At 62.6% G+C, this 19,895-nt stretch carries 14 protein-coding genes; 7 read left to right on the top strand and 7 right to left on the bottom strand.

Annotation, left to right across the window (positions count from 1 at the left end; genetic code table 11):
- The first annotated feature begins 117 nt into the window (after nt 1–117).
- From VX159_RS08370 to ppc, 4 genes are all read left to right on the top strand, one after another.
- A complete protein-coding gene (locus VX159_RS08370; RefSeq protein WP_371322434.1) occupies nt 118–2,889 on the top strand; it encodes an FAD-binding and (Fe-S)-binding domain-containing protein in 2,772 nt (923 codons plus the stop codon).
- Nucleotides 2,890–3,025: 136 nt separating this feature from the next.
- Nucleotides 3,026–4,846 (top strand): L-lactate permease, encoded by a 1,821-nt coding sequence (locus VX159_RS08375; RefSeq protein ID WP_371322435.1) that lies wholly within the window; start codon nt 3,026–3,028, stop codon nt 4,844–4,846.
- 130 nt (nt 4,847–4,976) lie between these two features.
- Nucleotides 4,977–5,423, top strand: a complete 447-nt coding sequence (locus VX159_RS08380) for a universal stress protein (RefSeq protein ID WP_371322436.1) — start codon at nt 4,977–4,979, stop codon at nt 5,421–5,423.
- Nucleotides 5,424–8,195, top strand: coding sequence for a phosphoenolpyruvate carboxylase (gene ppc / locus VX159_RS08385; RefSeq protein ID WP_371322437.1), 2,772 nt, complete (start codon nt 5,424–5,426; stop codon nt 8,193–8,195).
- Nucleotides 8,196–8,340: 145 nt separating this feature from the next.
- On the opposite strand, the gene VX159_RS08390 is transcribed toward ppc, so the two are convergent.
- The 4 genes from VX159_RS08390 to VX159_RS08405 form a co-directional block, all read right to left on the bottom strand.
- Nucleotides 8,341–11,337 carry a PAS domain S-box protein gene (locus VX159_RS08390; RefSeq protein ID WP_371322438.1) on the bottom strand — a complete coding sequence of 999 codons (2,997 nt, stop codon included), beginning with the start codon at nt 11,335–11,337 and terminating at the stop codon, nt 8,341–8,343.
- A gap of 172 nt (nt 11,338–11,509) precedes the next feature.
- Nucleotides 11,510–12,937 carry a threonine synthase gene (thrC, locus tag VX159_RS08395; protein WP_371322439.1) on the bottom strand — a complete coding sequence of 476 codons (1,428 nt, stop codon included), beginning with the start codon at nt 12,935–12,937 and terminating at the stop codon, nt 11,510–11,512.
- Nucleotides 12,938–12,974: 37 nt separating this feature from the next.
- Nucleotides 12,975–14,117 carry a hypothetical protein gene (locus tag VX159_RS08400; protein ID WP_371322440.1) on the bottom strand — a complete coding sequence of 381 codons (1,143 nt, stop codon included), beginning with the start codon at nt 14,115–14,117 and terminating at the stop codon, nt 12,975–12,977.
- Between the two features lie 102 nt (nt 14,118–14,219).
- Entirely contained in the window at nt 14,220–14,486 is a 267-nt protein-coding gene (locus tag VX159_RS08405) for a DUF2249 domain-containing protein (protein WP_371322441.1), read from the bottom strand.
- 145 nt (nt 14,487–14,631) lie between these two features.
- Between VX159_RS08405 and VX159_RS08410 the strand changes: the two genes are divergently transcribed.
- Nucleotides 14,632–14,889 (top strand): hypothetical protein, encoded by a 258-nt coding sequence (locus VX159_RS08410; RefSeq protein WP_371322442.1) that lies wholly within the window; start codon nt 14,632–14,634, stop codon nt 14,887–14,889.
- Nucleotides 14,890–14,933: 44 nt separating this feature from the next.
- On the opposite strand, the gene VX159_RS08415 is transcribed toward VX159_RS08410, so the two are convergent.
- From VX159_RS08415 to VX159_RS08425, 3 genes are all read right to left on the bottom strand, one after another.
- Nucleotides 14,934–16,244 (bottom strand): homoserine dehydrogenase, encoded by a 1,311-nt coding sequence (locus VX159_RS08415; protein ID WP_371322443.1) that lies wholly within the window; start codon nt 16,242–16,244, stop codon nt 14,934–14,936.
- Nucleotides 16,245–16,392: 148 nt separating this feature from the next.
- Nucleotides 16,393–17,622: a pyridoxal phosphate-dependent aminotransferase gene (locus VX159_RS08420; protein ID WP_371322444.1), complete on the bottom strand. Its 1,230-nt coding sequence runs from the start codon at nt 17,620–17,622 to the stop codon at nt 16,393–16,395.
- A gap of 120 nt (nt 17,623–17,742) precedes the next feature.
- Nucleotides 17,743–18,096 (bottom strand): hypothetical protein, encoded by a 354-nt coding sequence (locus VX159_RS08425; RefSeq protein WP_371322445.1) that lies wholly within the window; start codon nt 18,094–18,096, stop codon nt 17,743–17,745.
- Nucleotides 18,097–18,322: 226 nt separating this feature from the next.
- On the opposite strand from VX159_RS08425, the gene VX159_RS08430 reads away from it, so the two are divergent.
- A complete protein-coding gene (locus VX159_RS08430; protein ID WP_371322446.1) occupies nt 18,323–18,694 on the top strand; it encodes an Mth938-like domain-containing protein in 372 nt (123 codons plus the stop codon).
- Between the two features lie 119 nt (nt 18,695–18,813).
- Nucleotides 18,814–19,887, top strand: coding sequence for a GTP 3',8-cyclase MoaA (gene moaA / locus VX159_RS08435; RefSeq protein ID WP_371322447.1), 1,074 nt, complete (start codon nt 18,814–18,816; stop codon nt 19,885–19,887).
- The last annotated feature ends 8 nt before the right edge of the window (nt 19,888–19,895 follow it).

The raw sequence follows: 19,895 nt of genomic DNA on the forward strand, positions 1-19,895 counted from the left end.
TCCCTCTTCCCCGGAAGCCCGAACCACGGTTCGGCTTTCCGGGATTTTTTTGAGTGTTGTATTTGTCCGCTGCTCCGACTAACGCATTGCGCAGTCCTCTATAAGACAGAAGAGATCATGAGCCCACTGATTAGCGCCCTCGCCGCCCGCCTGCCTGAAACTCAGGTCATCACCGATGAACTGCGCCGCCTGGCCTATGGCACCGACGCCAGTTTCTACCGCCTGATTCCGCAAGTGATCGCGGTGATCGACAACGAAAGCCAGGCGCGCAGCGTGCTGGAAGTTGCCCGACAGCAGTGCACACCGGTCACCTTCCGCGCCGCCGGCACCAGCCTTTCCGGGCAGGCGATCTCGGGCGGGGTGCTGGCACTGATCGGCGAAGGCTTCGCCACCTACGAACTGGCCGACGACGCGAGCCAGGTCCGGGTCGGCCCAGGCATGGTCGGCGGCGAGGTCAATCGCCGGCTGGCGCCGCACGGACGCAAGATCGGGCCGGATCCAGCCTCGATCGGTGCGGCCAAGATCGGCGGCATCGCCGCCAACAACTCCTCGGGGATGTGCTGCGGCACTGCCCAGAACAGCTACAAGACGCTCGCCGGCCTGCGCGTGCTGCTTGCCGACGGCACCCTGCTCGACAGCGAGGACCCGGCCAGCGTCGCCGCCTTCAAGCAATCGCACGCCGCCCTGCTCGGCGAACTCGACCGCCTCGGCCGCGAAACCCGCGCCAACCCGGCGCTCGCCAACCGCATCCGGCACAAGTTCAAGATCAAGAACACCACCGGCTACAGCCTCAACGCGTTGGTCGATTTCGAAGATCCGATCGACGTCCTGGCGCACCTGATGATCGGCTCCGAAGGTACGCTTGGCTTCATCTCACGGATCACCTACCAGACTGTGGTCGAAGACCCGTGCAAAGCCTCGGCACTGGTCTTTTTCCCCGACATCCGCAGCGCCTGCGAGGCGGTGATCCGGCTCAAGCCGCAGCCGGTCGCTGCCGTCGAACTGCTCGACCGCCCGGCCCTGCATTCGGTCGAGAACAAGCCCGGCCTGCCGCCGGTGATTCGCGAACTCGGCGAGGAAGCCGCCGCATTGCTGATCGAAGTCCGCGCAGCCACGGTCGACGGCCTGCAAGACAAAATTTCGGCGGTGCATCAGGCGCTGGCCGGGATTGCGACGGTCGAGCCGGTGGCTTTTTCGACCGACCCGGCGACCTGCGAGATGTACTGGAAAGTCCGCAAGGGCACCTTCCCCGCCGTTGGCGCGATGCGCCGCACCGGGACCACGGTGCTGATCGAGGACGTTGCCTTCCCGGTCGAATCCCTGGCCGACGCGACGCTTGACCTGCAGGCGCTGCTACGCCATCACGGCTATCACGAAGGCATCATTTTCGGCCACGCGCTGGAAGGCAACCTGCACTTCGTGATCACCCAGGATTTCGGCGATGCCAGCGAAATCGACCGCTACGCCCGTTTCATGGACGATCTCTGCCACCTGGTGGTCGACAAGTACGACGGTTCGCTCAAGGCCGAACACGGCACCGGCCGCAACATGGCGCCCTTCGTCGAACTGGAATGGGGCCGCGAAGCCACCGACCTGATGCGCCGGATCAAGACCTTGTTCGACCCGGAAAACCTGCTCAACCCCGGCGTGATCATCAACGACAACCCGCACGCCCACCTTGAAAACCTGAAGCCGATGCCGGCCGCCGAAGACATCGTCGACCGCTGCATCGAGTGCGGCTTCTGCGAACCGCTGTGTCCGTCGCACCGGCTGACCCTGTCGCCGCGCCAGCGCATTGCCAGCGTCCGCGAACTGGCCCGGCGCAGTGCCGCCGGCGAGCTGCCGGGTGCGGTCGGCGAGGACTACGCCTACATGGGCCTCGACACCTGCGCCGGCTGCGGCCTGTGTTCGACCGCCTGCCCGGTCGGGATCGATACCGGCGACCTGACCCGCCGCCTGCGCGGCCGCCGCCTCGGCGACACGACGCGCACGGTCAACCACTGGATCGGCAACAATTTCGCCACCTTCTCCAACGCCGCCCGCCTCGGGTTGAAAGCCGGCCACGCCGCAGCCGGCATCTTCGGCCAGGGTTTCGTCGAACGCGTTTCCGGCGGCGCCTGGCGCAAGGCCATGCCGCAAGCCGGCCAGGCGCCGGCTGCGGTGCGCAGCCAGGGCGATCCAGTCGTCTATTTCCCGACCTGCGGCGGCCGCATTTTCGGGCCCAACAGCGCCGGCGAGGCGCAACTCGGCGACGTGGTGCAAACCCTGCTGGTGCGCGCCGGCTATGCGCCGATCCTGCCGGAAGGGTTTGCGCAACTCTGCTGCGGCCAGATGTTGGCCAGCAAGGGCATGCTCGACGAGGCCAACGAATTGTCGCAGCGGCTTGAGGCCGCTCTGCTCAAGGCGTCGGACAACGGCCGCCTGCCGATCATCATGGATGCCAGCGCCTGCTCGGCGCGGATGCAAAAACAGCTCGACGGCCGCCTCAAGGTGTACGACTTCCACGAATTCGCCCACGACGCGCTGCTGCCGCGCCTGACTATCGTCAAGCAGGCGGGACCGGTCGCGCTGCACATCAATTGCAGCGTCAAGCGCACCGGTGCCGATGGCAAGCTGCGCGCCCTGCTCAAGGCTTGCGCCACGGAAGTGATCGAACCGGCCGGCGTCACCTGCTGTGGTTTCGGCGGCGACCGCGGTTTCGTCGTGCCTGAACTCAACCAGCACGCGCTGCGCCACATTCATTCCGAGCTACCCAGCCAGTGCGCTTGCGGCGTATCGACCAACCGCACCTGCGAAATCGGCCTGACAGCAGAAACCGGCATCGCCTACCGTTCGGTGGCCTATCTGCTCGAAGCCTGTTCACGCCAGGAGGACCTGATGAACTGCTAAAGGAGGAGACAAAAAAAATCCGGCCGCGAGGTGCGAACTCGCGGCCGGAGAAGGAACAAGCATTCACACGGTAAACGCCGGGGATCGGCAAATCAGCTGACGTTTACCTGACCATTTTTGTTATGAGGCGTATTGTATGTCGTGGCAAATGAATGTCGACCCGTTCGACAACATCGGCCTGTCCGCGCTGGTTGCGGCCATTCCGATTTTCTTCCTGTTCTGGGCGCTGGCGATCAAGCGCATGAAGGGGCACTTCGCTGCCCTGGGAGGCACCTCCCTGGCAGTTCTGATCGCTGTTTTCGTTTATGGCATGCCGGTTGACCTGGCGGCGCTGTCCACGCTGTACGGCGGTGCATTCGGCCTGTTCCCGGTGTGCTGGATCGTGATCACCGCACTGTTCATCTACAACATGTCGGTCAAGACCGGCCAGTTCGAGGTGATCAAGAATTCCCTCGCTTCGATTTCCGACGACCGCCGCCTGCAGGCGCTGCTGATTGCCTTCTCCTTCGGCGCCTTCATCGAAGGTGCGGCCGGCTTCGGCACGCCGGTGGCGATCACCTCGGCGATGCTCGCCGGACTCGGCTTCAACCCGCTCTACGCCGCATCGATCTGCCTGCTGGCCAACACCGCGCCAGTCGCCTGGGGCGCCATCGGCATTCCCATCGTGGTCGGCGGCCAGGTTGCCGGGATTCCTGACCTGGCGCTGTCGCAGATGGTCGGCCGCACCCTGCCGATCCTCTCGGTCTTCGTCCCGCTCTACCTGGTCGTGCTGATGGCCGGCTGGAAAAAGGGTCTTGAAGTCTGGCCAGCCTGCCTGGTCTCCGGCGGCTCCTTTGCCATCGCCCAGTATTTTTCGGCCAACTCGCCGCTCACCGCCCCATTGCTGCCCGACCTGGTAGCCTCGATCGCTTCGATCATCTGCACGGTGGCCTTCCTCAAGATCTGGCATCCGAAGGAAAGCTGGCACTTCGACCACGAGCCGAAGCGCGAAGGCAAGGAAAAGCTGCGCTACACCGGCGGCCAGGTCTTCCGCGCCTGGGCACCGTTCATCATCCTGTCGCTGTTCGTCTGCGCCTGGGGGATCAAGCCGGTCAATCAGGCGCTCGACCAGATCACCAAGACCCTGTTCGACTTCTCCTTCCCGATTTCCGGGCTGGACAAGATGGTGATCGACCAGGCCGGCAAGGCCAAACCCGCCGTCTATAAGTTCAATTTCCTGTCGGCTGCCGGTACCGCCATTCTCTTTGCCTGGTTCTTCTCGATCATCGTCATGGGCGCATCGCTGAAGACCGCCGGCGGCGTTGCCCGCGACACGCTGAAGACGCTGCAATGGCCGATCGTGACCATTGCCACCATCCTTGGCTTCGCCTACATCATGAACTTCTCGGGCATGGCGATCACCCTGGGTTATGCCGTCGCCACCACCGGCGTCGCCTTCCCCTTCTTCGCCGCGCTGCTCGGCTGGCTGGGCGTATTCATGACCGGTTCCGACACCTCGACCAATGCGTTGTTCGGCAAGCTGCAAGCCGTCACCGCCGAAAAGCTCGGCATCGACCCGGTGATCGCGATGTCGGCCAATACCTGCGGCGGCGTCTGCGGCAAGATGATCTCGCCGCAGTCGATCTCGGTCGCCACCGGCTCGACCGGCATGGTCGGCCGTGAATCGGAAATTTTCCGCTTCACCTTCAAGCACTCGATCATCATGGCCTGTATCGTCGGCGTCCTGCACCTGCTGTGGGCCTATGTCTTCCCCGGCATCGTTCCGGCCTACGTGAAGCCGGTAGCGGCCGCAGCTGTTGCCGTCGCGGCCGGCGCCAAGGCGGCCATCAACCCCGACGGCCTGATGTGGCTTGGCATTTTTGTCGCGATCATCACCGCCATCACCTTCATCTCGCGGCGCATCGGTGCCGACCTCGAAGCACCGGTCGAAGGTCACGACGAAGTGCATTTCCACTGAAACGGCAAGGCGCCTGTTACCCTTCGACAGGCGCCCGCCGGACCGGCGGGAGTGAGGTTTTCCCTAACTGCACCGGTCCGGCCAAACTGCTAATTTCATCCTATTTGATCAAGTCTGAAGGAATATGCCCATGTACAAGAATGTTCTGGTCGCCATCGACGACAGTGAAACTTCGCGTTGCGCGCTCAAGGAAGCCCAGCACATTGCCCGTACCAGCAATGCCAAGCTGTACATCGCCCATGTCGCCGACGAAACCCTGCTCAACATCCACGGTCATGCGCTGACGGCCGTTGCCAATATCGAGCAAGCCGCCGCCAACATCGTCAAGGCCGGCCAGAAGCTGGTCGATGAAGCCGTCGCCGCCAGCACGGGGATTCAGGTCGAAGGCCTGATCATCGAAGCCAAACAGCGCCGCGTCTCGGAAACCATCGCCGACCAGGCCAAGGAACTCAACGTCGACCTGATCGTCATCGGTCGCCACGGTCAACGCGGCCTGGCCACGCTGATTCTTGGCTCGGTTGCCGAACAACTGGCTAAAATCTCCGACGCCTCCGTCCTTCTCGTCCGAAAGCACTAAATGTCACTCAACACGCTCGATACCCGCAAAGACGAACCGCTACGCAACGACATCCGCCTGCTCGGCCGCATTCTCGGCGACACCGTCCGCGAACAGGAAGGCGACGCCGTTTTTGAAATTATCGAGCGTGTCCGCCAGACTGCCGTACGCTTCGCCCGCGACGGCGATCTGGCAGCCCGCGCCGAACTCGCTACCCTGCTCGACCCGCTGCCGCGCGACACCACCCAGGCCGTCGTCCGCGCCTTCAGTTATTTCCTGCAACTGGCCAACATCGCCGAGGACGAGCACCACATCCGCCGTCGCCGTGCCCACGACCTGGCCGGTTCGCCGCCGCGCGAAGGCAGCCTGGTTTTTGCCCTCGACGCGCTGTCGACCGCAAAAGTCTCGCCGGACGCCATCGCCGACTTTTTCGCGCATGCGCTGGTCGCTCCGGTACTCACCGCACACCCGACCGAGGTGCAGCGCCAGAGCCTGATCAAGAACCATCGCGAAATCGAGCGCTTGCTTGACCGTCGCGAGCGGATGCAGCTGACGCCGGAAGAAGAGGCCGAGAACGACCTGGCGCTGGCCAATTCGATCCTGACCCTGTGGCAGTCGCGAATGCTGCGCCCGGTACGGCTGAAGGTGATCGACGAGGTCAAGAACGGGATTTCCTATTTCAAGGAAACCTTCTTTACCGAGTTGCCCCGTCTCTACATTCAGGCCACGCAGCAACTGCAAAAGCGTTACCCGGAAAAAATCTGGGCGCTCCCCCCGTTTTTCCGGGTCGGCTCCTGGATCGGCGGCGACCGTGACGGCAACCCCTTCGTCACCGCCGAAATCCTCACCGAGGCCCTGCGCCTGCAATCGGCGGCCGCGTTGCAGCACTACCTCAACGAAATCCACGAACTGGGCGGCGAACTGCCGCTCTCCGACCTGCTGATCAAAGTCACCCCCGACCTGCTGGCACTGGCCGAACATTCGACCGACCATTCGCCGCAGCGTGCCGACGAGCCTTACCGCCGGGCGCTGTCCGGCATCTACGCCCGCCTTGCCGAAACTGCCCGCCGCCTCGACGGCGTCGAGCCGCTGCGTCATGAAATCGGCCATGCCGAAGCCTACCCGACACCGGAAGCGCTGCGTGCCGACCTCAAGGTGCTGGCCAATTCGCTCAAGCTCAACGGTGCCGCGTCGCTGGCCGGCGGCCGCCTGCGCCGGTTGCTGCGTGCAGTACAGATTTTCGGCTTCCACCTGGCGCCGATCGACCTGCGCCAGAACTCCGACGTGCATGCGCGCTGTGTCGGCGAACTGCTGGCCCAGGCCGGCCGGTGCGCCGATTATGAAGCGTTGCCGGAAAATGAGCGGATTGCGCTGTTGACCGTGGAAATCGCCACGCCGCGGCCGCTTTACTCGCCCTACCTCGACTACAGCGAGGAAACCCGTGGCGAACTGGCGATTTTCTTTGCCGCACAGGCACTGCGCGCCAAGTACGGCGCCGCCGCCCTGCCCAACTGCATCATTTCCAAGACCGACGGCGTTTCCGACCTGCTTGAAGTGGCGCTGCTGCTCAAGGAATCCGGCTTGTTGCGGCCAGCGGTCGGCGAGCGGCCGGCCAGCCTCGACGTGAACATCATTCCACTGTTCGAAACCATCGAGGATTTGCAGCAGAGTGCCCGCACCATGGATGCGCTGTTCGCGCTGCCGGCCTACCGCGCGCTGATCGCCGGGCGCGGCAACGAGCACGAGGTCATGCTCGGCTATTCCGACTCGAACAAGGATGGCGGTTTCCTGACCTCCGGCTGGGAGTTGTACAAGGCCGAGATCGCGCTGACCCGCGTCTTTCGTGAGCACGGCGTCCGCCTGCGCCTGTTCCACGGCCGCGGCGGCTCGGTCGGCCGCGGCGGCGGCCCCTCCTACCACGCGATCCTGGCACAGCCGGCGGGCGCGGTTTCCGGCCAGATCCGCCTGACCGAACAGGGCGAAGTGATCTCGACCAAGTACGGCAACCCCGACAACGGCCGCCGCAACCTCGAAGTGCTGCTGGCGGCAACGCTCGAAGCGAGCCTGACCGACCACGAAAACCAGGTCGAACCGGCCGAACAGTTCCATACGGTACTCGACGACCTGTCGCTGCGGGCATTCAACGCCTATCGCGGGCTGGTCTATGAAACCCCGGGGTTCACCACCTATTTCCGCCAATCGACGGTGGTTTCCGAAATCGCCTCGCTCAACATCGGCAGCCGCCCGGCCTCGCGCAAAGCCTCGGACCGGATCGAAGACCTGCGGGCGATTCCCTGGGTTTTCAGCTGGGCCCAGTGCCGCCTGATGCTGCCCGGCTGGTACGGCTTCGGCTCGGCCGTCGACGGCTGGCTGGCGGACAACCCCGACGGTCTGGCGACCTTGCAGCGGATGCTCAAGTCCTGGCCCTTCTTCCGCACCCTGCTCTCGAACATGGACATGGTCCTGGCCAAGACCGATCTGGCAATTGCCTCGCGCTACGCCGAGCTGGTTGCCGATGCCGATTTGCGTGAACGCATCTTCAGCCGCATCCAGGCCGAATGGGAACTGACCCGCCGCCACCTGCTGGCGATCCAGGAGCGCAACGAACTGCTTGCCGACAACCCGATGCTGTTGCAATCGCTGAAATTGCGCGCGCCCTACATGGACCCGCTCAACCATCTGCAGGTCGAACTGCTCAAGCGGCATCGCGCCGGTGACACCGACGAGCGTGTTGCCCGTGGCATCCACCTGACGATCAACGGTATCGCCTCGGGGCTGCGCAACAGCGGTTAAAGGCCCAGCGGCCGGGGCGGAAGCAGGTCATCCGGCCAACCTGCAATACGGGCAAGCCAGCGGCTTGCCCGTATGCTTTCCGGTGCTGCTGTTTACGGTCGCCCCGCAAAAGCCGCAGTTTTCCACTGTCCTTGGAACGCCCCGGTCAGCTGCGCTTGCTCAACCACTTGAGCAGAGTTTCGTAGAGCAGCTCGGGAGTGACCGGTTTGGAAATGAAGTCGTCCATCCCCGCCGCCAAACACTTCGAGCGGTCGTCGCTGAAGGCATTCGCGGTCATCGCAATGATCGGCAGTTGCCGGATGTCGGCAAAACCCCGAATCCGGTGCGTCGCCTCCAGCCCGTCCATGGTCGGCATCTGCATATCCATCAGGATCAGCGCGTAATCCTGTTTCCGGATCTGCTCCAAGGCTTGTTCGCCATCCTCGGCAAGATCGGCAAGCAGGCCGACGTCGTCGAGCAGCGAAAGCGTGACTTCCTGGTTGATCGGCTCGTCCTCGACCAGCAGAACCCGAGTGCCGGCGTATTCCGTCTTGAGCCTTTGCTCGGCATCGCCGGCCAGCGGTTCGTCGGTGAGCGGCGAGCAGGGGGCGCTTTTCAGCAGGCGGACCTGCAGCCAGAAGGTACTGCCCTCCCCTAGCGTGCTGCTTACTCCGGCCTCCCCACCCATCAATTCGGCAATCCGCCGGGTAATCGCCAGCCCCAGGCCGGTTCCGCCGTACTTGCGGGTAATCGAGTTATCCGCCTGTTCGAATGCGCCAAACAGTCGTGGCAGGACTTCCGGCGCGACCCCCGGCCCGCTGTCGGCGACCTCGAAGCGGATCGTCAGACAATCGGCATCTTCGCCGACCACGCTGGCCCGCAGGCTGACGCTGCCGCGTTCGGTGAACTTGACCGCATTTGACGCATAGTTAAGCAAGGCCTGCTGCAGGCGTGTCCGGTCGCCAAGTAATCCGCAGGTAATCGGGGACACCGCCAGAGTCAGCGCCAGGCCCTTGGCCCAGGCCTTGTCGGCAATCATGCTGGCAACGTTTTCCATGATTTCGCCGATATGGACCGGTCCTTCTTCAAGGGTGAACTTGCCGGCCTCGATTTTTGACAAATCGAGAATGGCATTGATGATTTCCAGCAGATGCTGGCCTGCGCCATCGATTTTGTCGAGTTTTTCGCCCTGCTCCGGCGAGACGCCGCTACGCCGCAGAATGTGGGTCATTCCGGAAATCGCATTGAGCGGCGTACGGATTTCGTGGCTCATGTTGGCCAGAAAGGCGCTCTTGGCGACATTCGCCGCCTCGGCCATGTGCTTTGCCTGGACCAGCTCGCGTGTCCGCTCATCAACCAGGCGCTCCAGATGCAGGCGGTAATCCGCAAGCTCGCTCTGAATGGCCTTCATCTCGGTGATGTCCATCGCCAGGCCCTCGATCAGATGCTCGTCGCCGCTCGCCTGAATGCCGATCGAACGATCGAGGAACCAGTGCCACTCGCCGGCATGGTCACGGATCCGGTATTCCAGACGATAGGCTTCATTGTGTTCGATCAGCCGCGAAAGCGCGGCAAGGACCAAAGGCCGGTCCTCCGGATGCAGCGCATCGAACCAGTGCTGCGGATGCAGCAGCAGGTCTTCGGGCGAACAGGCAAAGATCGTCGCCGCACCCGGCGAAAGATAAAGCGTACCGCGCCGGGACGAGTAGGTATAGGCAATGTCGGGCAGGTTCTCGACCAGGCGACGGTAACGCGCCTCGCTCTCGCGCAGCACTTCTTCCGCCTGTTTTCCCGGCGTGATGTCGGTATGCGTGCCGCACATGCGCAAAGGCTTGCCCGAACTGTCGCGCTGCATCACGCTGGCCTGGTCGAGAATCCAGCGGACCCCGCCGGACTTGTGCAGCATCCGGTATTCCAAGCGGTGGATGTTCGAATGCCCCTGCAACACGTCGTTGATCGAATTCCAGGCTCGCTCGCGGTCGTCGGGATGGATGAAGTCGGTCCACTGGCGGGTCGTTTGCTGGATTTCAGTCAGGGTGTACCCCAGCATTTCTGCCCAGCGCGCGTTCCGGTCGACCTTGCCGGCGGCGATATCCCAGTCCCAGAACCCCAGTTCCGAACCCTGCAGGACGAAGCGCAATTGCTTCTCGCTGTTTTCCAGTGCCTGTTGCGCCCGCTTATGGCCGGTGATGTCGTGGCCGATCCCGAGTACCCCGATCAAGCGGCCATCGTCGGCCCGCATCGGGACCTTGGTCGTTTCAAGAATTTCCCGGTGGCCATCGCCGGCAAACACGACCTCTTCCTCGTTGCTGCTCTGGCAATCCTGCTCCATGGCAATCCGGTCGTGATGGCGGAAGTGGTCAGCCAGTGCCGGGCTGACAAAATCGTAATCGGTCTTACCGACGATCTCGCCAAAGCTGGCGCCGAAAAAGGTTTCGAATCGCTTGTTGCAACTCAGGTAGCGGCCATCCACATCCTTCAGCCAGATCAGGTCGGGCAAGGCATTGATCAGCGTCCGCAGCATTGCTCTTTCCTGAGTCAGCGCGCTCAGCATCTGCTCGCGCTGAGTAATGTCCTCGGACATGATGACGATGCCCCCGATCTTGTTGGCACTGGCGTACCAGGGAAAAATTCCCCACTTGATCTGCTGGACCGTACCATCCTCGCGCACCAGGGAGTCGTGTTCCGAACTCGCGTGTTCGCCGTTCAGGCAGCGCTGGTGCAATGCTTTCCATGCCTCGGGCAAGCCGGGGAAAACCTCGTAATGCGAACGCCCGATCAGACTCCGCGCCCCCAGGCGGTAATCTTCCGACCAGCGACGGCTGGCCGCCACGTAGCGCATGTTCCGGTCGAGCATCGCAATCGCCGAAGGCGCCTGCTCGATAAAGACCTGCAGCAATTCCAGCTGCGGCGACAGGAGTTGGGTATGGTGTCGCCAGATTCGCTGGATCAGGAGGTAAAGCAACAGGGAGGTGGCGACCACGAAGACCAGCCCCTTGACCTTGCTTGCCTCCTCGACCCTGGCTGCATCGCCCAGCATGGCGAAAAGAACCGTATCGGAAACCATGATCCAGAGCGCGGCAAATGCCGCGTAGGCCAAGACGACGGTCAGCGTGCTTCGGTGTTGTGTGGCGATCAGGTAGCGCGGAAGCATCGGACCCATACCGGACAATTCAGGAGAGTGCAGATTATTCTCTCGGCCCGCCTTTGCCAAGCTGGCTGAATGACTAGCGCGACATCGCCGTGGCCGCAATGACAACGGGGGCCGCCTGGCCCCCGTCGATTGACCTCTCTCCCGGCCAAACCGGCGAACCGGACGTTGGCCGAGGCGGGTCTTACACCCGGTCGACGATGAACTGCTTGATCGCGTTCACGTCCGGGTCCATCACCACCACTTGCTGTTCAAGCGCTTCGATGCCCTTCAGTTCAGCCGGGCGGACCGGCTCGGTGCCGAGGGCTTCGCGGATGGTTTCCTCGAACTTGGCCGGCTGGGCGGTTTCGAGAACCACCATGTTCACGCCGGGGATGCGGTTTTCCAGCGCCACCTTGAGGCCATCGGCGGTGTGGGTGTCGAGCATCACGTTGTAGCGCCCCTGGGCGAAGCGGATGGTATTGATGCGGTCAATGTGGCTGCTCTTGCCCGAGACAAAGCCGAATTTTTCGCGGTTTTGCCAGTGGACCGTAGCCGACAGGTCGAAGGCCTCGCCCTTGTCGACCTTGGCCCACAGTTCGCGGACGATGGCCGGATCGCGGCCGACCAGGTCAAAGACGAAACGCTCGAAGTTGGACGCTTTGGAAATATCCATCGACGGGCTAGAGGTGACGCTGGTTTCAGCCGAGGTACGCGGGCGATAGACGCCGGTCTTGAAGAACTCGTCGAGAACGTCGTTCTCGTTGGTGGCCAGCACCAGCTTGGCGATCGGCAGCCCCATCTGGCGGGCGATGTGGCCGGCGCAGATGTTGCCGAAGTTGCCCGAGGGCACGCAGAAGGCAACCTGCTCATCGTTGGACTGGGTGGCCAGGAAATAGCCCTGGAAGTAATAGACAATCTGCGCCGCGACGCGCGCCCAGTTGATCGAATTGACCGCGCCGATCTTGTACTTGGCCTTGAACTCGGCGTCGTTGGAGACGGCCTTGACGATGTCCTGGGCGTCGTCGAACATGCCGCGCACGGCGATATTGAAGATGTTGGCGTCCTTCAGGGAATACATCTGGGCGCGCTGGAAGGCGCTCATCTTGCCGTCCGGCGAAAGCATGAAGACGCGCACATTGTGCTTGCCGCGCATCGCGTATTCGGCGGCCGAGCCGGTATCGCCGGAAGTGGCGCCGAGGATGTTGATCGCCTGACCGCGCTGGTCGAGGACGTACTCGAACAGGTTGCCGAGCAACTGCATCGCCATGTCCTTGAAGGCCAGCGTCGGGCCGTTCGACAATTCCTGGGTGTACAAGCCATCTTCGAGCTTGGTCAGCGGGGTGATTTCAGCCGCGTTGCCGCCGTTGCGGGTGAAACGATAGACATCGGCGGTGTAGGTCTTGGTGACGATGGCCTTGAGGTCGGCAGCCGGAATGTCGTCGATGAACTTGGACAGGATTTCAAAGGCCAGATCGGCGTAGGACAGTTGGCGCCAGGCATCGAGTTCGGCCCGGGTAATCTGCGGGTAGCTTTCCGGCAGGTACAAACCGCCGTCCGGCGCGAGGCCACCGAGGAGGATGTCGCAGAAAGCTTGAGGCGCGGACTGGCCGCGGGTCGAGAGATAGCGCATGGCAGAACCTGAAGTGAAAGCCGTGAAAAACGCGATTTTACTGCGTTGACCGTGGAATGCGCAGGGCTTTTGCGAGATTGAGCACCCACGAGGCCAGTCCGACCAGCAACAACAGGCTGCCAGTCAACACCTCCTCGGCCGCGAACAACGCCCCGGCGGTCAGCCACAACACGGCCCGGATCTGCCCTAGCCAGGCCAACGTCGCCCGCATCTGGCGACGGCACGGCAAGGCCGGCCCGGGCCAGCGCCAGACCGGCAGCAACTGGCTGAGCGCGCCGCTGACCAGCGGCAACAGGAACGCCGGCAACCACAGCAGCAAGGTCGCCTGCCCCGGCATCAGCCCAAAGCCGTGGGCCACCCCGAGCAGCAGGCTGCAGACAAATCCGAACAAGGCGGCAAACAGCGGCAGCGCAACGCCGTCGCCGGCCAGCAGTGGCATCCCGAAACGGCGCAGCCACTGCGCCGCGAGCAGGATGCAGACAATCATCAGCGCCGCCGCACCGCTGGCGGCAAAAATCCGCCCGAGACCGCCGAGCGGACTGAGCATTGTCCCACCGGCGACCAGCGCAACCCCGGCGAACATCGGCCAGCGCATCCGCTGCAGCCAGCGGGCGGCCTCCGGGTCAGGCTGCCCGAGGGCAGTCGGCAACAGCACCGGCAAGGTGCCCAGGGCTGCCAACCCAACCAGTCCCAGGGTGTTCAGGTGCAAATGGGCCAGCCGCAGCGGACGCGTACTTTCCGGAGCCAGGACCAGTCCGATCACCGCCAGCATCGCCAGCATCAGGCAGACCAGCGCGCCTGCGTACCAGCGCCAGCCTGGATGCGGAGTTCCCAGGGATCGGTGGGCGCGCAGCCAGACCCAGCGCAGCAAAATTGCCGCGAGCACGGCGTCGACCGTGGCTATCAGTGCCAGCAGGCTGTGCGGCAGCATGCCCAGCAACGCAGGCAGGACCAGCAGGCCAACGGCCTGAGCAAGAAAGGGAAGACGCCGGATGACTGCGGCCGGGTCGCCGCTGCGCGTCAGCACCGGTACAAAATGGATCATTGCCGCCAGGATCAAGGGCACGACACCGGCAGCAAAGGCCAGATGCGCGGCCAGCCAGGGCGGCAAGCGGCCGCTCAGCGCAAGAACCAGGCTGGTGGCAAAAAAGAAAAGGGTGAAACCGGCAACGGAAAGCATGAGGTGATCCGTAAAACCCCGGACGGACCGGGGAGGAGGAGACGAAGTGTCCGGACGGCGATTTTACGGATCGGGGAAGCGATTGGCGAACTGCCGAATGGATCAGGCGACGACGACGAAGTCGATCACGATCGCACCGGGCTCGCGCTGCAGGTAGGTGATTTCAAGATGCTGGCCATAACGTTGCTGCAATTGAGCCAGCAGCGGCAGCGGATCATGGTCGTTACAGAAGCGCATCGTCTCGCCCGGCTGCAGCGCATCGAGCGCACCAAAGATGGCCGCATGACGGAAACGCTTGGCAATGCCGCGGGCGTCGAACGGGTAGATGGCTTCCGGGGTGGTGTGATTGCAGACGTGGATGTGTTGCATGAAGTGCTCCAGAGGGGAAGAAGGAAGGCCTGATGGCTCGACCGGGAGCTACTTTAATTGATGAATATTATCCGACTCTTTGATGCATCTCGCCTTTTCAAAAACACCAGCTATAACAAAAGTAATATCCCAGCAGGAGGCTGCGATGCGCGATAAACGCCTGCACCAACTGGGCTGGCAAGACCCAGCCGAAATCATTGAATTCGTCCTCTGCGGCATTTGCACCCTGCCATTGCTGCTGTTGCTGGGGGGCTTTGCGGTTGAGGCGGCAGTCACCTTGCTGCTGCTGATCCTGGCTCTGGCGCTGCTCGGCACCCTGATTGAACCGGCAGGCGGTGACCAGCCCGGAGCGCCGCCCGATCAACATCAACACGACCGGGAAAATCCGCGCAGAAGACAATAAAAAAAGGGCCCGCAGGCCCTTTTTTTTCACGGTCGACGCCGGTTTTACTGCAATTCTTCCAAGCGCACGCGCTTGACCTTGCCTTTCAGCACCGACAGGCTTTCAAGCTTGCCAATTGCGGCATCGGCAGCGCTCTCGCGGCAAACGTGGGTGAGGATGATGATGTCGGTTTCGCCCTCGCCCTCTTCCGGCTCGCGCTGCAGCATGGCGTCGATCGAGATGCCCTGATCGGCCAGGATGCGGGTGATGTCGGCAAGCACGCCCGGCTTGTCTTCGACGCGCAGGCGCAGGTAGTAACCGGTTTCGACCTCGCTCATCGGCAGGATCGGCAGATTGGACAGCGCATTCGGCTGGAAAGCCAGATGCGGCACGCGGTGCTCGGCGTCGGCATCGGCCAGACGGGCGACATCGACCAGGTCGGCAACCACAGCGGAAGCAGTCGGCTCGGCGCCGGCGCCCTTGCCGTAGTAGAGGGTGGTGCCGACGGCATCGCCCTTGACCATCACCGCGTTCATCGCGCCTTCGACGTTGGCGATCAGGCGCTTGGCCGGGATCAGGGTCGGATGCACGCGCAGTTCAATCCCCTGCTCGCGACGCTTGGCGATGCCCAGCAGCTTGATCCGGTAGCCGAGCTGTTCGGCGTACTTGATATCGGAAGCTTCGAGCTTGGTGATGCCCTCGACGTAGGCCTTGTCGAACTGCACGGGAATACCGAAAGCAATGGCGGAAATCAGGGTGGCCTTGTGCGCGGCATCAACGCCTTCGATGTCGAAGGTCGGATCGGCTTCGGCATAACCCAGGCGCTGAGCTTCGGCCAGCACGTCGGCAAAGGACAGGCCCTTGTCGCGCATTTCGGACAGGATGAAGTTGGTCGTGCCGTTGATGATCCCGGCCGCCCATTCGATGCGGTTGGCCGAGAGACCTTCGCGCAGCGCCTTGATGATCGGGATGCCACCGGCGACGGCGGCTTCGAAGGCGACCATCACGCCCTTTTGCTGGGCGGCGGCGAAAATCTCGGTGCCATGCACGGCGAGCAGCGCCTTGTTGGCGGTGACCACGTGCTTGCCGTTGGCGATGGCCTGCATCACCACTTCCTTGGCCACGCCGTAGCCGCCGATCAGTTCGACGATGACGTCGATCTCGGGATCATTCACCAGCGCAAAGGCGTCGTCGGTCACGCGGGCGGCGCCGCCGGTCACCTGCTTCGCCAGCTCGACGTTCTTGTCGGCCACGGCGGTGATCTGGATCGGGCGACCGGCACGACGGGTAATTTCTTCCGCGTTGCGCTTGAGAACAGTCCAGGTGCCACCGCCGACGGTGCCGATGCCGATCAGGCCAACATTGATAGGTTTCATTTTTTAGGATCGAGTTGCTTGGAAGTTGAGAGGATCGAGTGGCCTAGGCGTTCTGGAGGATCCAGTTGCCCAGGAATTAGGATCGAGTGGTCAAAAGCCCGGGAGTTTCGCCTTTTACTAACAGCTCAAGCTCCCTAGCAGCTAATAGCTAATTCGTGCCGTGCCGCTTGCGGTAGTTCTCGAGGAAACGGGCAACCCGGCCGATCGCGACGCGGAGATCGTCCTCGTGCGGCAGGAAGACCAGGCGGAAATGATCGGGATGCGGCCAGTTGAAGCCGGTACCCTGAACCAGCAGCACCTTTTCTTCCTGCAGCAGTTCCTGGATGAAGGCCTGATCGTTCTTGATCGGATAGACCTCGGGGTCCAGGCGCGGGAACATGTACAACGTTGCTTTCGGCTTGACGCAGGACACACCGGGAATGGCAGTAATCAATTCGTGCGCCAGATCGCGCTGCCGACGCATGCGCCCACCCTCAGCGACCAGATCGTCAATGCTCTGGTAACCGCCCAGCGCGGTCTGGATGCCGTGCTGCCCCGGCGCGTTGGCACACAGGCGCATCGAGGCCAGCATGTCGAGGCCCTCGATGTAATCCTTGGCCCGCCGCTTGTCGCCGGAAACCACCATCCAGCCGGCGCGATAACCGCAGGAGCGGTAGTTCTTCGACAAGCCGTTGAAGGAAATGAACAGCACGTCCTCGGCCAGCGAGGCAATCGAGGTGTGCTCGACGTCCTCGTACAGAACCTTGTCGTACACCTCGTCGGCGTACACGATCAGATGATGCTCGCGGGCGATCTGGATGATCTCCTTGAGCACGTGATCGGGGTACAGCGCACCGGTCGGGTTGTTCGGATTGATGATCACAATCGCTTTGGTGTGCTTGCTGATCTTCCGCCGCATGTCGTCGAGATCAGGCATCCAGTCCTTGCTCTCGTCGCACAGGTAATGCACTGGCGTACCGCCGGAGAGGCTGATCGCCGCCGTCCACAACGGGTAGTCGGGCGCCGGCACCAGTACTTCGTCGCCAGCGTCGAGCAAGGCGTTCATCGCCATCACGATCAGTTCGGAAACCCCGTTGCCGACGTAGATATCCTCCAGCGTCACGCCCTTGATCCCCTTTTCCTGGGTGTAGTGCATGATCGCCTTGCGCGCCGCGAAGATCCCCTTGGAGTCGGTATAGCCAGCGGCATTCGGCAGATTGCGAATGATGTCCTGCTGGATTTCCTCAGGGGCATCGAAGCCGAACGCGGCAAGGTTGCCGATGTTCAGCTTGATGATCTTGTGGCCTTCTTCTTCCATCTGCTTGGCCTTCTGCAGCACGGGGCCGCGGATGTCGTAGCAGACGTTGGCCAGTTTGGCGGATTTCTTGATCGTCTTCATGGTTTGACCGTTGGGGAAGGGGGCGGCGCAGCCGGCGGCAGCGTGCCCACCAAAAGGCATAATCCTACTTGAGCGGGCGGGATTGCGCCAGAATCCGGGCGCTGACGCCCGGGTTGCGACTTAATTTGGGCGGACCAGCGTGTACTGGTGGCGGAAGCCAGCGTTTTTCAACTCGGCGACCGAGAAGGAATCGCGGGCGCCAACCAGCTTGACCCGACCGCTGCCGTTCGGGGCATCATGCCCGGCGGTGGTTTCGCGGATATCGACAATGATCGGCTCGGGGGCAATCAGGCGGACTTCCAGCGCGGTATCGAGATCGTTCTTGACCCAGAACTGGTAATGCGCATTGGCCCCGGCCAGCTTGACCTGCTCCTGCAACTTGCCGTCGATATAGACATCGATCAGCACCGGCTCGACGGCCTGGGCGGCAAAAGAAAGGGAGAGAGCAGCAAGCAGGACAGACAATGATTTCATGGCAGTAGCGGCGAGCCTGCGCAGCACGCTGGCTGCACACCTCGAAAAAGGCAAAAAACAATCTCTTATTCTAACGCGCGACCGGCAATTCCTTGCCACTGTTTTTCAGCCCTGCGGCAGCCGCCTTGACCCACTGCTTTCCCGAATAGGCGCGGGCCGCCGAGGAATGCAATAATCCGCGCTGCGGCGTTGCTGCTCAGCCCCCAGACAGACCGAGGTTTACACCGTGAAACTGCACCAGACCCATCTTGCCGGACTCAACATCTTCACCGCCCACGGCGAAGGCTTTGTCACGGTCAACCACGAAAAATACGAAAAAAGCCTGATCGTCACCCCGGAAAACATCGTCCCGGCGTGGACCGAGGCCAAGCCGGACGCCCTCAGCGAAGCCGACATGCAGCAACTGATGCAACTCGGAGTCGAGGTCGTGCTGCTCGGCACCGGCAAGCAGCTGCGCTTTCCGCCCGGCCCGCTGCTGCGCCCTTTCGCCCCGGCCGGGATTGGCATTGAAGTCATGGATCTGCCGGCGGCCTGCCGGACTTACAACATCCTTGCCGCCGAGGGGCGCAAGGTGGCGGCGGCGCTGATCTTCGACTAAAGGGCAAATATTTTGGCAAAGCGAGGGAACCTGGCTGCTTTTTTGATTTCTGTACTGGTAGACCGCCCTGTCGGTCACCAATAATCCCGGCTATTGTCACCGTCCGCGCAGCCCCCCCGATGCAAAACGAAACCCTGAGACCGGAACACACCCCCGACGGCCTGCAAGATTTCCGTCCGAACCTCGATCCGGCCCGCCTGATGCACGCCGAAGGCGCTCTGGTCGACAAGTACGGCAGGCGAATCACTTATTTGCGCCTGTCGATCACCGACCGCTGCGACTTCCGCTGCACTTATTGCATGGCCGAGGAAATGAGCTTCCTGCCCCGCGACAAGGTGATGAGTCTGGAAGAATGCCTGCGGGTTTCGGCTGCCTTCGTCAGCCTTGGCGTAACCAAGCTGCGAATTACCGGCGGCGAGCCGCTGGTGCGCAAGGAAGCGATGTGGCTGATCGAACGCCTGGGCGCCCTGCCCGGCCTCGAACAACTGGTGCTCACCACCAACGGCTCGCAACTCGAACGCTTTGCCGGACCGCTCAAGGCTGCCGGCGTCAAGCGCATCAACATCAGCCTGGATACCCTGAAACCGGATCGTTTCAAGGCAATTACCCGCATCGGCGACCTCGGCAAGGTCCTGCAGGGCATCGCCGCTGCGCGCGCCGCCGGCTTTACCCGCACCAAGCTCAACGCGGTGATGATGCGCGGCACCAACGACGACGAATTCGTCGACCTGGTGCAGTTTGCAGTCGAAAACGAACTCGACATCTCCTTCATTGAAGAAATGCCGCTCGGCGAAATTCACGGCCGCGACAATACCTTCATTTCCTCGGAAGAAGCCCGCCAGATCATCGGCCAACGCTATCCGCTGGTGGCCAGCGAGGAATCCTCCGGCGGCCCGGCCCGCTACTGGCGGACTCCCGGCAGTGAAAGCCGGATCGGCTTCATCTCCCCGCACAGCCACAATTTCTGCGACAGCTGTAACCGGGTCCGGATCACCGCGCAAGGCGAGCTTTACCCCTGCCTCGGCCAGAACGACGCGACCAACCTGCTCAGTGTTCTGCGCGGCGGCGCCGACGACGCCCAGCTGCGCCAGGCAATCGTCGACAGCATGGGGATCAAGCCCTGGGGGCACGACTTCACCCAGCAGATGAACGCGCCGCAAGTCGTACGCTTCATGTCCATGACCGGCGGCTGACCACCGCT

Source organism: Dechloromonas sp. ZY10, from assembly GCF_041378895.1.
Taxonomy (GTDB): Bacteria; Pseudomonadota; Gammaproteobacteria; order Burkholderiales; family Rhodocyclaceae; genus Azonexus; species Azonexus aquae.

Excerpts from the sequence above, each read along its gene's own strand:
- moaA (WP_371322447.1), top strand. The coding sequence starts at position 18,814 with ATGCAAAACGAAACCCTGAGACCGGAACACACCCCCGACGGCCTGCAA.
- ppc (WP_371322437.1), top strand. The coding sequence starts at position 5,424 with ATGTCACTCAACACGCTCGATACCCGCAAAGACGAACCGCTACGCAAC.
- VX159_RS08405 (WP_371322441.1), bottom strand. The coding sequence starts at position 14,486 with ATGCAACACATCCACGTCTGCAATCACACCACCCCGGAAGCCATCTAC.
- VX159_RS08390 (WP_371322438.1), bottom strand. The coding sequence starts at position 11,337 with ATGGGTCCGATGCTTCCGCGCTACCTGATCGCCACACAACACCGAAGC.
- thrC (WP_371322439.1), bottom strand. The coding sequence starts at position 12,937 with ATGCGCTATCTCTCGACCCGCGGCCAGTCCGCGCCTCAAGCTTTCTGC.
- VX159_RS08400 (WP_371322440.1), bottom strand. The coding sequence starts at position 14,117 with ATGCTTTCCGTTGCCGGTTTCACCCTTTTCTTTTTTGCCACCAGCCTG.
- VX159_RS08370 (WP_371322434.1), top strand. The coding sequence starts at position 118 with ATGAGCCCACTGATTAGCGCCCTCGCCGCCCGCCTGCCTGAAACTCAG.
- VX159_RS08425 (WP_371322445.1), bottom strand. The coding sequence starts at position 18,096 with ATGAAATCATTGTCTGTCCTGCTTGCTGCTCTCTCCCTTTCTTTTGCC.
- VX159_RS08375 (WP_371322435.1), top strand. The coding sequence starts at position 3,026 with ATGTCGTGGCAAATGAATGTCGACCCGTTCGACAACATCGGCCTGTCC.
- VX159_RS08415 (WP_371322443.1), bottom strand. The coding sequence starts at position 16,244 with ATGAAACCTATCAATGTTGGCCTGATCGGCATCGGCACCGTCGGCGGT.
- VX159_RS08380 (WP_371322436.1), top strand. The coding sequence starts at position 4,977 with ATGTACAAGAATGTTCTGGTCGCCATCGACGACAGTGAAACTTCGCGT.
- VX159_RS08410 (WP_371322442.1), top strand. The coding sequence starts at position 14,632 with ATGCGCGATAAACGCCTGCACCAACTGGGCTGGCAAGACCCAGCCGAA.
- VX159_RS08420 (WP_371322444.1), bottom strand. The coding sequence starts at position 17,622 with ATGAAGACGATCAAGAAATCCGCCAAACTGGCCAACGTCTGCTACGAC.